The sequence below is a fragment of the Aeromonas sp. R2-4 genome, from assembly GCF_040908365.1.
Classification (GTDB): domain Bacteria; phylum Pseudomonadota; class Gammaproteobacteria; order Enterobacterales; family Aeromonadaceae; genus Aeromonas; species Aeromonas veronii.
Genome location: NZ_JBFODO010000031.1, coordinates 17,677 through 32,944, shown reverse-complemented (window position 1 = coordinate 32,944; position 15,268 = coordinate 17,677). Strand labels below are relative to the sequence as shown.

Below are 15,268 nucleotides of genomic sequence, written 5' to 3'. Positions count from 1 at the left end.
TCGATTATTTGATTGGGCAGTAACGGCATTAGCGGTGTCAGATTAGGGGAGCAGGTTGGCCAACGCGCCGTCAGCCAGTCTTTACGCGGTCACACAAGGAGACACTCTGATGGAAACACTTGACCAGAAAATCGACACCATGCGAGAAGCATTTATGCAGCAGGAGCGCAAACAGGCCCACGACAAGTGGCAAGCCAGGATCGAGGAGCTGCTACAGATACGGGGTGAGGAGAGACAACCGGAGGAGCAGGAAGAGTAGTGCTCGCTCCCGGGTGAAAGTTGAGGTAGCGAACGCTTCGTATCGGCTACCCGTTATCTACCACCGATAAAAAACCACCGACCTTTTGCAGGTCGGTGGTTTTTTTTTATGGATTGCGGCCGATTGGCTGCCCTCACTTTCGGACCGAGCAATCGGATCAAATCCAGGGCGTAGGGACGCGACTACTTCGAATGGGTGACGGGCTTTTCGGAGAGCAACTCGTTAACGAGTCCTGCAGCCAGATGAATATTCGACTCCATCTTGTCGCCATCCACCGCATTCTCTTTCCACGATTCGGGGGCTTCGGGGTGTGGCCCGGAAACGGCCACCTTGCCTTTGCCGTATGAGCTGATCAGCGCGGCAATCTGATGGTTTTGAAAATGGGCGATGACCTTGAGCTGCTCGGGGTTTGGCACCGGCATAAATTGCGGGCCGGCCTGGTAATACATCTGGCGCTCTTCACCAAGCCAGTTGATCGGGAAGATCCTGGCGCTAAAGTCGCCGTCATAATCATCGGATGTGGCAGGGACAAGGCCCAGCGCTGGCACAAAGCCCTCTTCTTCAGACCAGCCGGTGGATGCCACAAAGGCACCCCCACAGATCCCGAGGTAGCGGCCACCGCTTAGCAAATAGGTTTTTAACGCCGAACGAGCGTCCGCGGTGAAGGCGTTGAGGAGCGGCTCAACATCGTCCTCAGTGCCGCCAACGATAAACACCCTGGCATTATCGAGCTCTGCTGGCAGCTCCCCGATATTGGAGAGATACCTGACTGGCAAGCCCACCTGCTTGACCACATCCGCAATCGCCTTGGTGCTATCCCCATCAGAAACCGGCCCGTTATAGATCAGCGCGTATGGCTCTTGCTGCGGCAGCGCAGAGGCGGCCTCTGCCATGCACCCTGTCATTAACCAAAGGCTGATAACGCTCGCAATCCGCATGACGCTTTTTGGTACATTCATCGCTGCCACTGTCCCTGTGATGTGAACCGAAGAGACTACTTATCACGATCCCGTTCTGCATGTCAGCCGCTGTTAAATGAACATTTCAAGTTAACGCGCCAACGCTGATTGGGCCTGCGTTCGACACACAACGAACGAGCCAATGCAGAAGGGACAAACGACAGAAGCTCGGCCCCGGCTTAGGGGGCGTGCAACAGCCGTTTCATCACTTCCTGAGAGACGCCTCTTATGGCTGATGGCTAAGAATTCGAGGGGGATACCCAACAACAAAAGAAAGTGCACTTCACCTTCACTTCACCGAACGGGGGTAGGGTAGGCTCACGTTTTCAGTTGGAGCTTTACTCTATGCCCACCATCGTCACCCACGCCGCCGTCCCTCTCTGCCTTGGACTCGGGCTTGGCAGCCGCATTATCCCGCCGCGCCTGCTGCTGGCGGGGGTCGCCATCGCCATGCTGCCCGATGCCGATGTGCTCGCCTTTAAACTGGGGGTCGCCTACGGCCATGTCTTTGGCCACCGTGGCTTTACCCACTCACTGCTGTTCGCCTTTGCCCTGCCCACGCTGGCCATGCTGTTTCACCGCCAATTTCGGGCAGGCGCCGCCACCGTCTGGTCGTTTCTGCTGGTCTCTCTGCTCTCCCATAGCCTGCTCGATTCCCTCACCACCGGCGGCAAGGGGGTGGGCTGGCTTTGGCCGTGGCGTGACGAGCGCTTCTTTGCCCCCTGGCAGGTGATCCGGGTTGCCCCCTTCAAGCTGGAGGCCTATCTCACCGCCCGAGGTGAGGCGGTGATCCTCTCCGAGCTCTACTGGGTCTGGCTGCCGGGGGTTGTATTGATGTTGGTGTTGATGGGATGGCGGGTGTGGGGCAGAGGGAGGCAGAGGGAGATAGTTGTGGAAGTGGAAAGGGTTGTTGGATAAATCGTGGTTGAGTAAAAAATAAAAACTGGACACCCTTCTATTCTGGCTGTGCAACGTTTTTCCCAGAAAGATGAGTGTCCTGATTTTTACTTTGTTAGCCGTAATGCCGCTTCCTGTGGCAATTTGGACAAAGTGCAACAGCATTTTTAACTGTATCTTCACCCCCATCCTTCAGCATTTTGATGTGGTGCACTTCCAAATAAGGAAGACCTGTTGTTTTTGATATAAAAGGCCCCTTATATTTACAATCGTAACATATGCCATTTGCTTTCTTTAAAATATAAGCGACAACTTTGGGGTCTCTCTCATATTGAAATGACCTGACTTCTTTTTGAGATGGCGTTTTATTGCCTTTTACATGGTCTAGCTCTGAGTTGAGCGCTTTTTTTACTTCGTCATCAAATGATGAGTCAGTTTCCAACTCATCTGGTATATAGACGCTTTTCCCGTTAATTAGGCTTTTTATAGTCTTAAACTTATTCTTGCTAGTTTCTGTCTTTAATCCAGATGTAATCTTATTAAGAATTCTTGTTGTGGCAGTACTGTCAGGCTTGAACGTAGGTCCTCTTACCCAAGTACCGTTGCTGCCCAAAACAATACCTCTAGCATCAGGTATTGGCTCATCTATAAGAAGTGATAAGGTTTCAGGGCATGTGTAGTGCCAAACCAAATTAAGTTCCTTAATTTTTCCAGCCCCGATTCGAGGTGTTTCACCTGCATATTTACATCCGCCCTGAATTCCCACTATAAAATCGCCACCCTCTTTAGCTGTCTTTGCAGTAATGGTTATTAATGTGAACGGTTCACCATCACGCATAGACGCCAGATGTTTAGGTGGCAGGTAACCTCGAATAACTCCATTTTCACTTTTAAAATTAATAGCTTCATGAAACCCGTTCATCGGCGAAGAATCGTGAATGCTTTTATATTCTTCGATTGTTGGGTGCTCCGTATACGGGAGCGAACCTCTGGTATCTGGATTTAATCTTACTACAAATACATTCATTGCGCTTCCCTGTATTATAGCTAACGCTTCAAGCGGTAGTACGTAGTGCCCGACATCATTAAAACAACTGTATATCTATAAACTATATCGTTTAAAAATCAGCGTAAAATCGATCGGTTTCTTTAGCTCATCTTTTAGCTCTTTTTTTTAGCTTAAAAGATCTTTGAACATAATGGTATGTGTTAATCATATCTACAAAATTATTATTAGGCGGCAAAAAATGATTCATTTCCCTAGCAAATCCATCATATGTTCTTATTTCTATGAAGGGGTTGTTTGTTTTTTGTTGGCTCCACCTATCCTTTCTGCGAGCATTATTTATTTCTGATTGTCTACCATAAATTAATAGTGCACGAACATTATAAAGCCATACAGATTCATCGAACATTTCCCTCAGAGGCTCGAATAAATCCCTTATGTACGGGTGGTTAATAGAGCACCATTGAAGCCAGTCTTGAACCTGTTGAAGGGCCTGCTTAAATTCCTGAGTAAATTCATCATTTTTTGTGAATATTGACTTCCCTGGTTTTTCAATCTCGATAAGATGTAGGAATGTATAGCCTGATTGAGGATTTATATAAGCAAAGTCAGTAATGTAATTATTGCCAAGGGGTAATTTTGAAATAATACCATTCCCCATTACATATTTTGCACCGCAAATTGCTGATGGGTTGTCTTCAAGATACTCTTGTACAGTTTGCTCTAGAGGTTCTTGATCAACAAGCTTTATTAATTCGTTCAATGAGTCACTCCCATTTAGGTTTACATTGTACTTAGGGTTAACATTTTTGCAGCCGAATAAAAAGCACTCTATATTATTTTGAGTGCGATGAATAAAACCATACATATTTATAGTGCTGTTGACACATATAGTTGTGTATCTGTGTACATAATACTTAGTCAGGTATTTTAATTGATAAAGGGAGTCAACGTTATTGTTAATATGCTCTTATTTCGTATGTTGGGTTAAAACTGTAAGTTGGTACAGAATGGCGTGAATCCCAATGTTTACCGCAAAATATATCGGTAATTCCGTTTTACGGATCTGCCACATCCTTGTTTACTCTGTTCTGGTTGGCGCAATAATGCTCGCCTGTTGGGCTTCGCTACACGCTGCGTCAACCTACAAAAAACCACGCTACCGCCCCTGAGTGACAGCTCCCAGTTTGCTGCTTTTAACCTGCGAGAAAGCAACAATCGCTGTCATGGTGCTCTCCCTAGAGATGGATTGTTGATTGCCATTTTAAGGGGCCGGATTGAGACATGGAAAGAGGAAGTTGATAGAAACCTGAGCTGGTTCAACCAATTAGTGAGCAACTGCTGTTTTAAGTGGGCTGTTGGGTGAGCAGAAGTGCGACCCCCCCCCCTCATCCCAACCCTCTCCCAAAGGGAGAGGGTGCATGTCTGTGGTTAGGCGGAGCTCTGGGCGGGCACGGTGTTGCTCCCCCTTCAAGCCACCGAGTCGAGCTCAATGGGTCAGGATCGCCGTCAGGGATGACGGCGCAGCCCAGTTGGTACAGGTATGTACCATCTGCAGCGTTCCACCTGACCCAGAGAGTGAGGCGAGGAAACCCGCCGAAGGCGGGCGAAACCTTGTCGAGGGCGAAGCACTCGCGTCTTGCGCGGTGAAGCCGCGCCATCACATTCAATCCGCGAACGTCCGAATACGCTTCGCTATTCGAACCTACGATTCGATAACTCCGGGGGATTATGGGTTCCCTCACCCTAACCCTCTCCCAAGGGGAGAGGGGACAAAGACGCTGGGAGCGGCAACAAGCAGGAAATAGAAAGGGAGCCGGTCAGGCTCCCTTTCTGCACTCACGGTCAATGGCGTTTGACTAATGCCGCCCCTTATCTATTGGTTGCAGCCTTCATCCCTTCCACAAACTCTTTCAGACGAGTCAGCATATGTTCCGGGTTCTGGTGGTGGGTTTCGATGATCTTCACCACGGCGGAGCCGGAGATGGCACCGGCGGCGCCAGCGGCGATCGCTTCACGCACCTGAGCCGGTTCGCTGATGCCAAAGCCGAGCAGGGCGGGGGGGGCGTTGAACTCGCGCAGGGTATTGATCAGCCCCTCCACCGGCATGCCTGCCTTGGTCTCGGCACCGGTGACACCAGCACGGCTCACCAGATAGGTGTAGCCATTGCCGAGCTCCGCCACCTGTTTCAGGGTCTCGGCGTCGCCATTGGGTGGGGCGATAAAGATGCTGTCGATACCGAACTTGTCGGCGGCTGCCTTGTAGGGGGCGCACATCTGTACCGGCACATCGGCCACCAGCACTGAATCCACGCCTGCCTGCTGGCACTTCTCGTAGAAGCCATCAATCTTGCGCACATAGACCAGGTTGGCGTAGACCAGCAGGCCAATGGGCAGCTGCGGGTACTTGGCGCGGATGCGGCCAAGCAGCTCGAAGCAGTCGTCCGGGGTGGTGTGGCTGGCAAAGGCGCGCAGAGCGGCGCCCTGAATGGTGGGGCCGTCCGCTACCGGATCGGAGAAGGGAATGCCGAGTTCGAGGGCATCGGCGCCCCCTGCGACCAGCGCATCGACGATGGCTAGCGACAATTCGGGGGTGGGGTCACCCAGCATCACGAACGGCACAAAAGCGCCCTGATTGGCCGCGTCCAGACGGGAGAAGAGTTGTGCGTAACGGTTCATGACAAGGTTCCTTCTTTCTCGAAAATGTCGGCAACGGTGAAGATATCTTTGTCGCCACGGCCGGAGAGGTTGACGATAAGCACCTGCTCTTTTTCCGGTTCACTGCGGGCCATTTTGAGGGCGTGGGCCAGCGCGTGGGAGGACTCCAGCGCCGGTATGATGCCTTCGGATTTGGCCAGCTCCTGGAAGGCGTCCAGCGCCTCCTTGTCGGTCACCGAGGGGTACTCGGCGCGGCCGATGGCGGCCAGGTGGGCGTGCTGCGGGCCGACGGAGGGGAAATCCAGCCCTGCCGAGACAGAGTAGGACTCCTGAATCTGGCCCTGATTGTCCTGCATCAGGTAGGAGTGCATGCCAAAGAAGACCCCCTTGCTGCCGTGACCCAGTGGCGCACCGTGCTCGCCACTCTCGATACCGTGACCACCCGGCTCGACGCCGATGAGGCGCACCGACGGCTCATCGATAAAGTCGGCAAACATGCCGATGGCGTTCGACCCGCCGCCGACGCAGGCGATCACCGCATCGGGCAGCCGCTCTTCCTTCTCGAAGCACTGGGCCTTGGCCTCTTCGCCGATCATCTTCTGGAACTCCCGCACGATAGTGGGGAAGGGGTGGGGGCCGGCCGCGGTGCCGAGCAGGTAGTGGGCCGACTCGTAGTTGGCGGCCCAGTCGCGCAGCGCCTCGTTGCAGGCATCTTTCAGGGTGCTGGAGCCGGAGTGCACCGGGATAACGGTGGCGCCCATCAGCTTCATGCGAAATACGTTGGGCTTCTGGCGCTCGCAATCCTTGGCACCCATATAGACCCGGCACTTGAGGCCGAGCAGAGCGCAGGCCAGCGCAGTGGCGACGCCGTGCTGACCGGCGCCGGTCTCGGCGATGATCTCGTTCTTGCCCATCCGCTTGGCCAGCAGCGCCTGACCCAGCACCTGGTTGGTCTTGTGGGCACCGCCGTGCAGCAGGTCTTCACGCTTCAGATAGAGGCGGGTCTTGGTGCCCTTGGTCAGGTTGCGGGTCAGGGTGAGCGGAGTAGGGCGACCGGCATACTCGGTCAGCAGGGTCTGAAACTCGGCGATAAAGGCCGGGTCATCCTTGGCATCGACGAAGGCTTTCTCCAGCTGGAGCAGGGCCGGGATAAGGATTTGGGGTACATACATACCGCCAAATTCACCGAAAAACGGGTTGAGCAGGGTCATGGCTTCTTCCTTGTATTAGCTAAATCGAAACATCAAAAAGGGTTGCGTTACAGGTTGCGCAGTGCGCCGAAGGCGGCTGCTATCTTGTGCGTATCCTTCTGACCCGGGGCACTCTCCACCCCGGAGTTGAAATCAAGGCCGAGGCAGCCCACTTGTGCCGCTTGCAGGGCGTTGTCGGGATTAAGGCCGCCCGCCAGCATCAGTTTGGCTTTATCGAGATCTGCCAACAGGGCCCAGTCGAACGCCTGACCGGTGCCACCGCTCTGACTGCCTACTTTCGTATCCAGCAGCAGGCGATCGGCCGGGTAGTCGAGGGCGGGCAGGGGCTCGCCGCTTGTGATGCCAATTGCTTTCCAGATCTGGCAGTCAGCGGGCAGCAGCGGCCGCAGTTCCTCGATATAGGCAGCATCCTCATCCCCGTGCAGCTGTACCGCGGCGAGCCCCAGCGCATCCACTGTCTTGGCAATGGTGGCGGGCTGGGCGTTGCGAAATACCCCAACGTAAGAGAGCGGCGCACCCGCCATCACGGCGCGGGCGGCGGGGATGTCCACATAGCGCGGGCTTTTCGCCACAAAGATAAGACCCCCGAATACCGCACCCGCCTGATGGGCAGCGGCGGCATCCTCGGCGCGGGTCAGGCCGCACACCTTGTTCTGGCCCAGTACCAGCTTGCGCACCGCAGCTTCCAGATCCGGCTCGGCCATCAGGGATGAGCCCACCAGAAAGCCCTTGGCATAGTGGCGCAGATCCGCCACCTGGGCGCGATGGTTGATGCCGGACTCGCTGATCACCACCCGATCACTTGGAATATCTTTAGCCAGCTGTTTGGTGCGGTTCAGATCCACGCTCAAATCCCGCAGATCCCGGTTGTTGATGCCAATGACCGGCGCACCCAGCGCGATGGCGCGGGTCAGCTCCTCCTCGTTGCTTACCTCGGTGAGCACGCCCAGACCCAACTCTTTGGCCACCGCAAACAGGGCGCGATAGCCCTCGTCGGTGAGCACCGAGAGCATCAAGAGGATGGCGTCCGCCTGATAGTGACGGGCCAGATAGACCTGATAGGGGTCAATCATGAAATCCTTGCAGAGTACCGGCTGGCTGACGCGGCTGCGCACCCGCGGCAAAAAGGTGAAATCCCCCTGAAAGAACTTCTCGTCGGTCAGCACCGAGATGGCGGTGGCGTATTTGCCATAGATGTCGGCGATGGCCTCCGGGCTGAAATCGTCGCGGATCAACCCCTTGGAGGGGGAGGCCTTCTTGCACTCCAGAATAAAGCGGGTGGAGCCCGCCTTGAGCGCACCGACGAAATCCCGATCGCTTGGGGTCAGTGCGCTCTGGAAGCTCTCCAGCGGTTGGGCCAGCTTGCGGGCGGCGACCCACTCCTGCTTGGCCGCCACGATCTTGCCGAGAATGGTCTGGCTGATGGAGGCCATGTTCAGAAAAGCATGGGGGGCAATAAGGTCTGACATCTCGTTATCCTTGCGAAACTGGCTCTTGCCCTGTGGGCGTTCTGAATGACTGCTGTGCAATGTGGTGGCTGACATCATGCCTCCTGATGGCCCGCTTCCTGATGGCTTAAAGTGGCGAGCCGGGCGGCGAGCTCCGCTGCCTTGCCGCTCGCCAGCACCGCCAGCACCTCTGCCGCCGCGCTCTTGAGATCGGTCGCCTTGCCCGCCATCAGCAGCAGCGGCGCCACATTGGCGGCAATGGCGGCGTTGTGGGCCGGGGTGCCACGCCCTTCCAGAATGGCGGCGGTGATGGCGCGGTTCTCTTCAGGCTCCCCACCCTGAATGGCGCTGACCGGATAGGTCTCGAGGCCAAAGTCAGCCGGGGTGAGCAGAAACTCGCGGATCTCGCCATCACGGATCTGGGCCACCTGGGTCGGGCCGTGAATGGCAATCTCGTCGAGCCCGGCGCCGTGAACCACCATACCGGTTTTCAGCCCCAGTGCCAGCAGGGTTTCTGCGATGGGGCGCACCAGCTCGGGGGCATAGACCCCCATCAGCTGATAGGTGGGGCGAGCGGGGTTGATGAGCGGCCCCAGCACGTTGAACAGGGTGCGGGTCTTGAGGGCCTGACGCACCGGCATGGCGTGGCGCACCCCGGCGTGATACTGGGGGGCGAACAGGAAGCAGATGCCGAGCTCATCGAGGCAGCGGCGCGCCTGCGCCGGGCTCATGTCGAGCTTGATGCCCATTTTGTCCAGCAGATCGCTTGAGCCAGACTTGCTTGAGACCGAGCGGTTGCCGTGCTTGGCCACTTTCAGGCCGCAGGCGGCGGCGACCAGCGCCGAAGTGGTGGAGACGTTGATGGTGTTGAGGCCATCGCCACCGGTGCCGACGATGTCGCAGAACTCGTAATCCGGACGCGGGAAGTCGCGCGCTTCTGCCAAGAGGGCCTCGGCGGCGCCGGCGATCTCCTCCGGGGTCTCCCCCTTGATCTTGAGGGCGGTCAAGAGACTTGCGAGCACGATGGGATCCACTTCGCCACGTACCACCTGACCGAAGGCGTCGCGGGTACTTTCACGGCTCAGAGACTGACCCTGATAGAGGGTGTTGAGATGTTGATGCATGTTGGTCTCCTTACCGCACACTGCTTTCTGGACGGGTGATATGGGCGAGCGCCTGGGTCAGCAGACGGGCCCCTTCCGAGGTCATGATGGATTCGGGATGGAACTGGAAGCCCAGCACCCGCTCATCCTGCTGCTCGATGGCCATGGGCATGCCCTGATAGTGGGCAATCACCGTCAGCTCTTCCGGTACATAGGTGGCGACCAGCGAGTGGTAGCGGGCCACCGGCAGCGGGCTCGGCAGACCAGCGAAGGCACCGTGGCCGTTGTGCTCAATCAGGGAGCGCTTGCCGTGGACAATTTCGCCTGCCGCGCCGACGGTGCCGCCGTAGGCTTCGCACAGAGCCTGATGGCCGAGACAGATGCCCAGGATGGGCACCTGACCGCGGGCCAGTTTGATCAGATCAATCAGGCAACCCGCTTCGTGGGGGGCACCCGGGCCCGGCGAGAGCACCAGCACGGCGTCCCCTTCGCAGGCGGCGATCTCGCTCATGATGCGGCTCGCCGGCAGGCTGTTGCGGTAGATCCGCACCGGATAACCGAGGGAGCGGAACTGATCGACGAGGTTGTAGGTAAATGAATCGAAGTTGTCGAGCAGGAAGATATTAGTCATGGCTCACGTCCTTATGTTGCTCCTGCTGGGCGCTCAGGGCTTGCAGGGAGGTGCCATGGCTGGCTGCGATGGCGGCCAGTACGGCGGCCGCCTTGGCGCGGGTTTCGTCCGCTTCGGCCTGGGGCTTGGAGTCATAGACCACCCCTGCACCGGCCTGTACGTGGGCCACGCCATCTTTCACGAAAGCGGAGCGGATGACGATGCAGGTATCCATCTCGCCTGCGCCGTTGATGTAGCCAACCGCGCCGCCGTAGCTGCCGCGGCGCTTGCCTTCCACCATGCGAATAAGCTCGCTGGCGCGGATCTTGGGGGCGCCGGTGAGGGTGCCCATGTTCATGCAGGCCTGATAGGCGTGCAGGGCGTCAAGGTCAGAGCGCAAGGTGCCGACCACCTTGGAGACCAGGTGCATCACGTGGCTGTAGCGATCCACTTTCAGCAGCTCCTTGACGTAGCGGGTGCCGGGTTCGGAGATGCGGGCGATGTCGTTGCGGCCCAGATCCACCAGCATCAGGTGCTCGGCCACCTCTTTCTCATCCTGACGCAGCTCCAGCTCGATACGGCCATCGAGATCCCGGTTGATGCTGCCATCCGGGTTGAAGCCGCGGCGGCGGGTACCGGCGATGGGGTACATCTCCACATCGCGGCTGGCGGCGCAGAATTTCACCGCGCTCTCCGGCGAGGCGCCAAACAGGGTGAAGCCCTCATCCTGCACGTAGAACATGTAGGGGCTGGGGTTGGTCTGTTTGAGGCGGCGATAGGCGGCCAGGGGGCTTGGGCAGGGCAGGGAGAAGCAGCGGGACGGCACCACCTGAAAGATGTCGCCACGGCGTATAAAGCCCTTGAGCTTCTCCACCTCGGCGCAGAACTGCTTGTCGCTCTTGTCCACGCTCATGCCACCGGTCAGGGGCTTGGTGGTCAGCTCGGCGCAGAGGGGTTGCTGGCAAATCTGTTTGAAGTCGGTGAGTCGCTCGGTCAGGCGGGTGTATCTGTCTTCAACCTGGCTTTCGTCGCTGTCGCCGCCAAAGATGCAGGCCAGCAGTTGAGTGGTGCGTTCGATATGGTCGATGGTGATCAGGGTTTCGGCCACATAGAAGCAGTAGTCGGGGCAGTCGTTGCTCCCCTGTGGCACTTCGGGCAGATCTTCAAAAGAGGCGATCAGGTCATAGGCGAAGCTGCCCGCCATAAAGAGAGCTTCTTTACCCAATTGGCAATCGAGCTCCCGCTGCAGGGTGCGCAGCACGTCCAGCACGCTGCTCCCCTTGAGGCGGGAATCTTCGTCCAGCTCCCGATCGGAGGCCGGGAAGTCGAGCTGCAGCTCGCCATCTACCAGCGAGCGGGCCACCACCGCAGGCAGCCGCTCGGCCAGCAGGCTCTGCAACTGGGCGCCGTTGTCGTTCAGGCTGCGTACCCGCACGGTGCGACCACGGCACTCGATGCGCAGGCAGGCATCCACCAGCAGCAGGCTCTGTTTGCCTGCCTTGGAGTCGATCTCCACCGATTCCAGCAGCAGGTTGTTGGGGCGGCCCTGACAGAGGCGGGTATAGAGTGCCAGCGGGTCGGCCACATAGGGGGCGTTGAGTTTGAGGGTATCGAATTCACCCAGAGGAAGGCGATGTGTGGCTGTCATAGTGCGTTCCCTTGCGTGTGATGCGTGTTACCGATGTTCATGACGTTGAATTCCTTAGAAATTTAATTGGTCCGGGGTGGCTGGTTTAGGGGCGCCATCGCCAGGTCAGCTTGCTTGTCTGAATTCTCGGTTTCATCACAGGTCCATTTGCCGGATAATAAAAAAGCCCGCTGGGGTCAGCGGGCTTTTTCTTTGGGTTCTTAATTTGCTGTCAGATTACAGGTACAGCAACGACCACACGCCCGCATGTCAGGGAGTGTGCCACCACCAGATGGTCAGGATGGAAGTCGTTTGCATGATAAAGTCCTGTAAAAAGATGTTTGCAATGAAGTGCCTACAGAAAACGATAAAGCCGCGGCCAAGTCAAGTCGCTTTTTAGCCTTCTTTCACCGATTTGCCATGAATGGTGACCTGACCACGAGAGCGGAATAACCTGATGAGATTCGATCTTCACTGCCATACCACTGCCTCCGACGGGGTGCTGAGCCCAGCCGAACTGGTGCGCCGCGCCGCCGAAAAACAGGTCGAGGTGTTAGCAGTTACTGACCACGACACCCTTGCCGGGCTTGATGAAGTACGCCGTACCATAGAAGCTGAGCAACTGCCGCTGCGACTGGTGAGCGGGGTCGAGATCTCCACCGGCTGGGAGCACCATGAGATCCATATCGTGGCGCTGGGGGTGGATGAAAAAAATCCGCAGCTGTTGGATTTTCTGGCCGGTCAGCTGGCACGCCGTGAGGCGCGCGCGCTGGAAATCGGGCGTCGTCTGGAGAAGTGCCTCATCCCCGGCACCTATGAAGAGGCCAAACAGCTCGCCGGTGATGCTGCCGTGACCCGCGCCCACTTTGCCCGGGTGCTGGTGGCACGCGGGGTGGCCGACAACATGCAGAAGGTATTCAAAAAGTACCTGAGCCGTGGCAATAAAGGGTATGCCCCGGCCGAGTGGCCCGAGATGAGCGAAGCCATCGCTGCCATTCACGCCGCTGGTGGGCTGGCGGTGCTGGCACACCCCAGCCGTTACGATCTCACCGCTAAGTGGATCAAGCGGCTGCTGGTGGCCTTCAAGGCGGCCGGTGGCGATGCCATGGAGGTGTCGCTGCCCCAACAGAGCCCGCAGGAGCGGGCCAATCTGGGCCAGTGGGCCAAGGATCACGACCTCTATATCTCGGTGGGATCGGATTTTCACTTCCCCTCCAACTGGACCGAGCTGGGCCGCCACCTCTGGCTGCCCAAAGAGGGGATGCCCGTCTGGTTGGCCTATCCCGGTCACTTCGGGCTCACCACCGAACAGCATGCCGAGCTGCTGGCGAGCCGCTAACGGCGCCAGCGAAGTGGTCACAAACAGGTTAAGGTAGTGTCATGGGTCTTTGACCCGTGACCATACGAGCGGGCAGGTATTGCTGCCCCCATTGCGAGAACAAGCTATGAGTCAGCATTTTTACGTACATCCGGAAAACCCCCAGGCCCGACTGATCGGTCAGGCGGTACAGATCATCCAGAACGGCGGCGTGATCGTCTATCCGACCGACTCCGGTTATGCGCTGGGTTGCCAGATGGGTGACAAGGGCGCGCTGGAGCGCATCTGCCGCATCCGTCGCCTCGACGCCAACCACGACTTCACCCTGGTGTGTCGCGATCTCTCCGAGATCTCCACCTACGCCAAGGTCGACAACAGCGCGTTTCGCCTGATCAAGAACAACACCCCGGGCGCCTACACCTTCATCTTCAAGGCGACCAAAGAGGTGCCGCGCCGCCTGATGAACGAGAAGAAGAAGAGCATCGGCATCCGGGTGCCGGACAACAAGATTGCCCAGGCGCTCTTGGAAGCCCTCGGCGAGCCGCTGCTCTCTACCACATTGATCCTGCCGGACTCCGAGATGGCCGAGTTCGACCCGGAAGAGATCTTCGACAAGCTGGGCAAGCAGATCGATCTGGTGGTCAACGGCGGTTATCTGGGCGAGCAGCCCACCACAGTGGTCGATTTCTCTGACGACGAGCCGGTATTGCGTCGTCGCGGCGCCGGAGATCCGACCCCGTTTGAGTGATGTTGCTGAACCGGTGACAGTCCCTTCCGCCGAGACGGGGGCTGGCTCCGCGCTACCCATCGCGAAAGTCCTGGGGCAGCCCTATCACGAGCTGCCCCAGGACTTGTTCATCCCGCCCGATGCGCTGGAGGTGTTCCTCGATACCTTCGAGGGGCCGCTGGATCTGCTGCTCTATCTCATCAGGCGCCAGCAGCTCGATATCCTCAACCTGCCAATCCTGCAGATCACTGCCCAGTACATGGAGTACGTGGAGCTGATGCAGGGGCTCAACCTTGAGCTGGCGGCTGAATATTTGCTGATGGCGGCCTGGCTTGCGGAGATCAAATCCCGCCTGCTGTTGCCCAAGGCACCGGAGCTGGAGGATGAAGATGAGGGAGAAGACCCGCGGGTGACCCTTATTCGCCGCCTGCAGGAGTACGAGCGTTACAAGGTAGGTGCAGAGAGGGTCAATGAGCTGCCACGGGTGGAGCGGGAGATTTATATCGCCGCTGCCTTGCCCCCCGATTTTGGCGCTCTCAAGCCGCTGGCGCCCGATGTTTCGCTGGTTGAGCTCGCCCTTTACATGCAAAGTGTGGTAAAACGCGCGACTCATTTTGAACATCACCAGATCCGCCGCGAACAGATCCCGACCCGGGTGCGCATGGCGGAGATCCTCGCCATGCTCACGCTGGGGCAGACCCTGCGTCTTGAGCAGGTGCTGCGCGCCGAAGAGGGGCGCATGGGAGTACTGGTGACGTTTCTGGCCCTGCTGGAGCTGTGCAAGGAGCAACTGATCTGGATCCTGCAGGCAGAACCGCTCGGCCCAATCCATTTTGCATTGGCCGAGCAGAGCGAGGAGGGCAACCGTGGCGCTGCCCACTGAACGACTCAAGACCCTGATCGAAGCGGCGCTGTTTGTGGCCGGTCGTCCGCTCAATGTCAGCGAGCTGAAAAGTAGCGTGCTGGCCGATTATCCGGTGACCAGTCGCTATGTTCAGCTGCTGTTGGCCGAGATCAGGCAAGATTACAGCTCGCGAGGCGTCGAGCTCAAAGAGGTCGCCTCCGGCTGGCGCTTTCAGGCGCGTCAGGAGTATGCCGAGGAGCTCTCGCGGCTCTGGAGCGAGCGGGCTCCGCGTTATTCCCGCGCCGTGATGGAGACGCTGACCCTGATCGCCTATCGCCAACCCATCACTCGGGCCGAGATCGAAGCGATCCGCGGGGTGGCGGTGTCGAGCCAGATAGTGAATACCCTGAAAGAGCGTGGCTGGGTGCGCAGCATCGGCCACAAAGAGGTGGCGGGTCGCCCCGAACTGCTCGCCACCACCAGAGAGTTTCTGGATTACTTTAATCTGCAGAGTTTGGAGCAGCTCCCCGAGCTGGATCCGGAGCTGCAACCCCTGTTGCCCTCTGCGGTGGACGGGGAGAGCGATGCCCGGTGAATGGCG

The 15,268-nt window shown here is 57.7% G+C and carries 15 protein-coding genes; 6 read left to right on the top strand and 9 right to left on the bottom strand.

Translation table 11 applies throughout. The features are described from left to right. Window positions 1–109: 109 nt before the first annotated feature. Complete coding sequence (locus AB5Z05_RS13310) at window positions 110–259, top strand: hypothetical protein (RefSeq protein ID WP_368151841.1); 150 nt, start codon at window positions 110–112, stop codon at window positions 257–259. Window positions 260–441: 182 nt separating this feature from the next. On the opposite strand, the gene AB5Z05_RS13305 is transcribed toward AB5Z05_RS13310, so the two are convergent. Continuing rightward, window positions 442–1,218: a BPL-N domain-containing protein gene (locus AB5Z05_RS13305; protein ID WP_368151840.1), complete on the bottom strand. Its 777-nt coding sequence runs from the start codon at window positions 1,216–1,218 to the stop codon at window positions 442–444. A gap of 345 nt (window positions 1,219–1,563) precedes the next feature. Between AB5Z05_RS13305 and AB5Z05_RS13300 the strand changes: the two genes are divergently transcribed. Beyond that, window positions 1,564–2,136, top strand: coding sequence for a metal-dependent hydrolase (locus tag AB5Z05_RS13300; RefSeq protein WP_368151838.1), 573 nt, complete (start codon window positions 1,564–1,566; stop codon window positions 2,134–2,136). 94 nt (window positions 2,137–2,230) lie between these two features. Here the strand turns inward: AB5Z05_RS13300 and AB5Z05_RS13295 are convergent, their stop codons facing one another. From AB5Z05_RS13295 to AB5Z05_RS13260, 8 genes are all read right to left on the bottom strand, one after another. Next, window positions 2,231–3,142: an HNH endonuclease gene (locus AB5Z05_RS13295; RefSeq protein WP_368151836.1), complete on the bottom strand. Its 912-nt coding sequence runs from the start codon at window positions 3,140–3,142 to the stop codon at window positions 2,231–2,233. A gap of 127 nt (window positions 3,143–3,269) precedes the next feature. After that, window positions 3,270–3,884, bottom strand: a complete 615-nt coding sequence (locus AB5Z05_RS13290) for a Shedu anti-phage system protein SduA domain-containing protein (RefSeq protein ID WP_368151834.1) — start codon at window positions 3,882–3,884, stop codon at window positions 3,270–3,272. A gap of 1,109 nt (window positions 3,885–4,993) precedes the next feature. Beyond that, window positions 4,994–5,800: a tryptophan synthase subunit alpha gene (gene trpA, locus AB5Z05_RS13285; RefSeq protein ID WP_042032437.1), complete on the bottom strand. Its 807-nt coding sequence runs from the start codon at window positions 5,798–5,800 to the stop codon at window positions 4,994–4,996. Continuing rightward, entirely contained in the window at window positions 5,797–6,990 is a 1,194-nt protein-coding gene (gene trpB, locus AB5Z05_RS13280; RefSeq protein WP_019445646.1) for a tryptophan synthase subunit beta, read from the bottom strand. Before trpB ends, trpA begins: the two co-directional genes overlap by 4 nt. Window positions 6,991–7,037: 47 nt before the next feature. Beyond that, complete coding sequence (gene trpCF / locus AB5Z05_RS13275) at window positions 7,038–8,534, bottom strand: bifunctional indole-3-glycerol-phosphate synthase TrpC/phosphoribosylanthranilate isomerase TrpF (protein ID WP_368151831.1); 1,497 nt, start codon at window positions 8,532–8,534, stop codon at window positions 7,038–7,040. Next, window positions 8,534–9,562, bottom strand: coding sequence for an anthranilate phosphoribosyltransferase (trpD, locus tag AB5Z05_RS13270; RefSeq protein WP_159158454.1), 1,029 nt, complete (start codon window positions 9,560–9,562; stop codon window positions 8,534–8,536). Before trpD ends, trpCF begins: the two co-directional genes overlap by 1 nt. A gap of 10 nt (window positions 9,563–9,572) precedes the next feature. After that, complete coding sequence (locus tag AB5Z05_RS13265; protein WP_005359135.1) at window positions 9,573–10,172, bottom strand: aminodeoxychorismate/anthranilate synthase component II; 600 nt, start codon at window positions 10,170–10,172, stop codon at window positions 9,573–9,575. After that, entirely contained in the window at window positions 10,165–11,799 is a 1,635-nt protein-coding gene (locus AB5Z05_RS13260) for an anthranilate synthase component 1 (protein WP_368151829.1), read from the bottom strand. The genes AB5Z05_RS13265 and AB5Z05_RS13260 overlap by 8 nt, the downstream gene beginning before the upstream one ends. A gap of 436 nt (window positions 11,800–12,235) precedes the next feature. On the opposite strand from AB5Z05_RS13260, the gene AB5Z05_RS13255 reads away from it, so the two are divergent. From AB5Z05_RS13255 to scpB, 4 genes are all read left to right on the top strand, one after another. Beyond that, a complete protein-coding gene (locus AB5Z05_RS13255; RefSeq protein ID WP_005338130.1) occupies window positions 12,236–13,117 on the top strand; it encodes a PHP domain-containing protein in 882 nt (293 codons plus the stop codon). A gap of 106 nt (window positions 13,118–13,223) precedes the next feature. Continuing rightward, window positions 13,224–13,844 carry an L-threonylcarbamoyladenylate synthase gene (locus AB5Z05_RS13250; RefSeq protein ID WP_005338129.1) on the top strand — a complete coding sequence of 207 codons (621 nt, stop codon included), beginning with the start codon at window positions 13,224–13,226 and terminating at the stop codon, window positions 13,842–13,844. Further along, window positions 13,837–14,706, top strand: coding sequence for a ScpA family protein (locus tag AB5Z05_RS13245; protein WP_244776674.1), 870 nt, complete (start codon window positions 13,837–13,839; stop codon window positions 14,704–14,706). Before AB5Z05_RS13250 ends, AB5Z05_RS13245 begins: the two co-directional genes overlap by 8 nt. Further along, complete coding sequence (gene scpB, locus AB5Z05_RS13240; RefSeq protein WP_005350230.1) at window positions 14,690–15,262, top strand: SMC-Scp complex subunit ScpB; 573 nt, start codon at window positions 14,690–14,692, stop codon at window positions 15,260–15,262. Before AB5Z05_RS13245 ends, scpB begins: the two co-directional genes overlap by 17 nt. The last annotated feature ends 6 nt before the right edge of the window (window positions 15,263–15,268 follow it).

Excerpts from the sequence above, each read along its gene's own strand:
- AB5Z05_RS13310 (WP_368151841.1), top strand. The coding sequence starts at position 110 with ATGGAAACACTTGACCAGAAAATCGACACCATGCGAGAAGCATTTATG.
- AB5Z05_RS13305 (WP_368151840.1), bottom strand. The coding sequence starts at position 1,218 with ATGAATGTACCAAAAAGCGTCATGCGGATTGCGAGCGTTATCAGCCTT.
- AB5Z05_RS13300 (WP_368151838.1), top strand. The coding sequence starts at position 1,564 with ATGCCCACCATCGTCACCCACGCCGCCGTCCCTCTCTGCCTTGGACTC.
- AB5Z05_RS13295 (WP_368151836.1), bottom strand. The coding sequence starts at position 3,142 with ATGAATGTATTTGTAGTAAGATTAAATCCAGATACCAGAGGTTCGCTC.
- trpA (WP_042032437.1), bottom strand. The coding sequence starts at position 5,800 with ATGAACCGTTACGCACAACTCTTCTCCCGTCTGGACGCGGCCAATCAG.
- trpB (WP_019445646.1), bottom strand. The coding sequence starts at position 6,990 with ATGACCCTGCTCAACCCGTTTTTCGGTGAATTTGGCGGTATGTATGTA.
- trpCF (WP_368151831.1), bottom strand. The coding sequence starts at position 8,534 with ATGTCAGCCACCACATTGCACAGCAGTCATTCAGAACGCCCACAGGGC.
- trpD (WP_159158454.1), bottom strand. The coding sequence starts at position 9,562 with ATGCATCAACATCTCAACACCCTCTATCAGGGTCAGTCTCTGAGCCGT.
- AB5Z05_RS13265 (WP_005359135.1), bottom strand. The coding sequence starts at position 10,172 with ATGACTAATATCTTCCTGCTCGACAACTTCGATTCATTTACCTACAAC.
- AB5Z05_RS13260 (WP_368151829.1), bottom strand. The coding sequence starts at position 11,799 with ATGACAGCCACACATCGCCTTCCTCTGGGTGAATTCGATACCCTCAAA.
- AB5Z05_RS13255 (WP_005338130.1), top strand. The coding sequence starts at position 12,236 with ATGAGATTCGATCTTCACTGCCATACCACTGCCTCCGACGGGGTGCTG.
- AB5Z05_RS13250 (WP_005338129.1), top strand. The coding sequence starts at position 13,224 with ATGAGTCAGCATTTTTACGTACATCCGGAAAACCCCCAGGCCCGACTG.